This window comes from Robinsoniella sp. (assembly GCF_034124845.1).
This window is the reverse complement of record NZ_JAWYAJ010000204.1, coordinates 1-3,228: the sequence shown is the minus strand read 5'-3', so window position 1 is coordinate 3,228 and position 3,228 is coordinate 1. Positions and strand designations below refer to the sequence as shown.

Annotated in this window: 4 protein-coding genes; 1 reads left to right on the top strand and 3 read right to left on the bottom strand. The window is 37.3% G+C overall.

Annotation, left to right across the window (positions count from 1 at the left end; all coding sequences use genetic code 11):
- The 3 genes from ACH2DQ_RS09460 to ACH2DQ_RS09450 all read right to left on the bottom strand — a co-directional run.
- Positions 1–751: ABC transporter substrate-binding protein (locus ACH2DQ_RS09460; RefSeq protein ID WP_395026526.1), on the bottom strand; the 751-nt coding region annotated here is incomplete at its 3' end.
- 406 nt (positions 752–1,157) lie between these two features.
- A complete protein-coding gene (locus ACH2DQ_RS09455) occupies positions 1,158–2,018 on the bottom strand; it encodes a helix-turn-helix domain-containing protein (protein WP_394911447.1) in 861 nt (286 codons plus the stop codon).
- A 234-nt stretch (positions 2,019–2,252) separates the two neighbouring features.
- The gene (locus ACH2DQ_RS09450; protein ID WP_394911448.1) at positions 2,253–2,669 is read right to left on the bottom strand and encodes a pyridoxamine 5'-phosphate oxidase family protein; all 417 of its coding nucleotides are present in this window, start codon (positions 2,667–2,669) and stop codon (positions 2,253–2,255) included.
- A 100-nt stretch (positions 2,670–2,769) separates the two neighbouring features.
- Between ACH2DQ_RS09450 and ACH2DQ_RS09445 the strand changes: the two genes are divergently transcribed.
- Positions 2,770–3,228, top strand: a 459-nt coding sequence (locus tag ACH2DQ_RS09445) for a helix-turn-helix transcriptional regulator (RefSeq protein ID WP_395026524.1), incomplete at its 3' end; no start/stop codon positions are given.

Genomic DNA, 3,228 nt, shown 5'->3' with positions numbered 1-3,228 from the left:
GAGAACAATTCTTATAAATATCCAGCCAGTAATTAATACCGTCAATTGCCAGGTCACTTGTTAAATCTGCCTTTAGGTCATCTGTGAGAAGGCTTCCCCCGCCACTTCTTACATAGAAGTTCAGGAAACGGGTTCCCATCAGGTCATTGGAGCCGCATGGGAAAGAACATCCATATACTCCATTTTTTGTCAGGGCTTTTGCCGCTTCTGCAAATTCTTTCCAAGTCTTGGGCACTTCAAGACCGGCTTCCTTAAGCAAGTCTTTTCTGTACCACATAACCTGTGCATGTGAATAGAGGGGCAGGGAATAACAGGATCCGTCCTTTTCCCCCTCCGAAAGTGCCGATTCTGAAAATCTGTCCCTGCCGATTTCATCGATCAGGTCATCCACCGTAACCAATGCCTCTGCATCCATCATCTCTACTACGTGACCGGGAAGCGCGGTGCTCATGTCAGGAACATTCCCTGAAGCCAAGCCTGTTGTCCACTTTGTATAAAAGTCACCCCAGGAAAATGTTTCGATTGTAATTTTGACTCCTGGATTCTCTTCCATAAACTGATCCGCGGTTGCTTGAATTACGTCAAGACGCTGCCCCTGTGTGAAAGAATGCCAGAAGGTAATGTCACCCTTCATTTCACCTGAAACATCTGCTGTTTTGGAATCACTTTTATTGTCTCCCTGCCCGCATCCTGAAAGAATACTGGACACCAGCATTGTGCCTATCAGCAAAATAGCCAATTTTCTTTTCATAAATAACTCCTTCCTTGACAAAACTGTTTTTAACTGTTTTGGATTTAATAACGACGTCATTATTTTGTTGGTTATGTATTTATGTTAAACTATTTTTTTATGCATTTCTACCGACCACAGGTTCAATAATAGCACTACGCACTTATTTTTTAATAAGATAATACATAATGTTCGGTTCAGGGCTGTGTATTTACCGCACAGTCCATGCAAAAACTTTGAATATGCGATAGGTCTTTTATCCACATCAGGGCTGTCCTGTTTTGCCCTAAAAAGCAAAAGGCACAGAGAACAGTTTCCTAAATTCTTAAACTGTTCCCCGTGTCTTAATAATAAAAGGTGAATTCTGTTCTGGGTCGTGATTGGGGATTCATGTGCCTGGCTGGTGCAATGAATCTCCAATCACGCCCTATCCTTCCTTTGCTACTTTCCTGTACTGGTTTGGTGTAAATCCAAATGCAGCTTTAAATTTCCTGATAAAATAATTTGTATCTTCGTAGCCAACATCATAGGCTATCTCATTGATATTTTTATCACTTAACAGCAGTTTCCTTGCTGCTGTTGTAAGGCGGATTTCCCTTACATATTCCATTGGTGTTTTTCCCGTATTATCTTTAAACAAACTGCTGAATCTCTGCTTGCTTAAGGATGCCAACTTTGCCATTTTCTCAGGAGTATATTTCTCTGTTGGATTTAAAATGATGTAATCCACTACAATCTGCACCCTAGAATCCATCTGCCTGCTTGCCTTACGCTCTCGGCTTTTCAGCTTTTCTATATCATAGTCTTCACTGCCAAGTTCACCGACCTCCTTTTCAATATGCTCCCCTCTCAGAGATAATGAGCCTATCAGCAGATCCAGATAACCACGCACGAAAAACTTTCTGGCGATGTGATCTGATTTTACCCATTTATATATCTCTTTAAAGTATATATCCTCACCCTGATTATTAGTTATCCTATGTATTCCATAGTATTTCTTAAGCATATCTTCGCTTTCATAAAGAACTGAAGCAGCAAAACGGATGCTGTAGAATTCAAAACTGTCTGTGATTGCCTGGCAGGACATTATAGATCCGCTTGGGATATATACTATCTGATTTTCCTCTACCACCACTTTCTCATTGTCAATACATAACTCGGCTTTTCCTTTTACGATATAACGGAACATATTATATGGTATCATGGATTTCGGATAAACCCACGTAGAACCCATAGAATATAGGCCTATATACAAGAATGTAAACCTTATATTATCAATTGCTGGCATTTCTTTCTCCTCCTTCCTACTACAATATATTTATGGTTATAGTACCTTACAGTCAGGTCTTTATCCATCTTGTTGCTTAAGTTGTTATAATGATGATGGTGCAATCGGTATATGGGCTACCTTCCCTGTTTCGCTTTCATAGTGTAAATGGCTGCTTCCTGACAACTTTACAGACTGCACATGTTCATATATATGATGACTTAGTCGGTGTAACCAAGATTCTGGTAACGTGATCTATAATTTAATCGTCGCAATATTTGATAAATCCATGGTAACTGTAGCTGTATCAAATTTTATCTCATATAATATTAAGGATTCTCCGGCATAATCTATTGTACTTTGATAATCCGGTATTTTTCTGATAAAGCAATCGGCTAGATCAAAAATCGTGTTTTTACTTATGTAAGCAATCCCTTTCGCTTTGACATGAGCTTCTCCGTTATGTGGTATTGTAGTAAATGCAACATTTTGATTAGCTTTCATTTCTTTAACCTTGTCATTGTTTTTGAAAGTTGTAAAATATAAGATATTATTATCCGGATTAAAATAAAAATTTACAACTCTAACATTTGAAATTTTACTAATGTTAGTTGCTAATGCTATTTCTGTTTGCTCATCCATAATCCTTATAAATTCTTTTAGTGTTTCCATAATAAATTCCTCCTTTAGTTGTTGATACGAATATAGTATAATATATATTGGTTTCAAAATCTGACACCATTTATGAATTAAATTGAAAGAGGATGATAATATGCGTAAATCAACACGTTTGAATGATATGATGATTTTTCTTAATGATAAAAATCACTTTAATTTAAGAGACCTTATGCAGGAGTATGGAATTTCTAAAAGTACTGCAATTAGGGATATCCGAGCGCTGGAAGAAATGGGAATGCCGATCTATTCCGAACCCGGGCGAAATGGCAGGTATGGTGTACTAAAGAATAAACTTCTATCACCGATTATTTTTACAATCGATGAAATGTATGCCCTGTATTTTGCAATGCTGACTCTAAACGCATATGCAGAAACGCCGTTTCATCTAAGTACTTTAAAACTAAAGCAGAAATTTGAAATGTGTTTATCAAATGAGCTTAGAAACAATATTCATAAAATGGAGGATATTTTAAGATTTGAAGCAACAAAACATCACAATAGCAGTCCATTGTTAAATAATATACTTCAATGGGCAATAGCTGATAAGGTCTGC